Raw genomic sequence first — 318 nt, forward strand, 5'->3', positions numbered from 1 at the left:
GACGAATGATGATCGTCGTGCACGGCATGACTTGGCTCACGATGTGTCGCATCGGAACGGTGATGTTCGAGGGCTGGTGCGTCTGAAGCTGTGTCGAAAGCGCTCAATGATGCGCATGACGCCACCACAATCAGGACAGGCAGGAACTTCGGCCCAGGTTTGAGCTTCCGAATCCACAGGCGGCGGCTGGCTGTCGTTTGGGTCTGTCTCATGATCGAGAAGTTCGCGGCAAAGGGCGAGCTTGGCAGCGCGATGGCCGTTGGCCATGAAGCCGAAGTGGCGGATGCGATGGAAGCCATCGGGCAGCGTGTGAAGAAG

The 318-nt window shown here is 59.1% G+C and carries 1 pseudogene; it reads right to left on the minus strand.

The annotated features are described in order from the left end of the window. Window positions 1-36: 36 nt before the first annotated feature. Window positions 37-318 (minus strand): annotated as a pseudogene (locus AC0L3P_RS40240) (IS91 family transposase); the annotation flags it as partial.

The sequence above is a fragment of the Bradyrhizobium sp. WSM4874 genome (assembly GCF_055811835.1).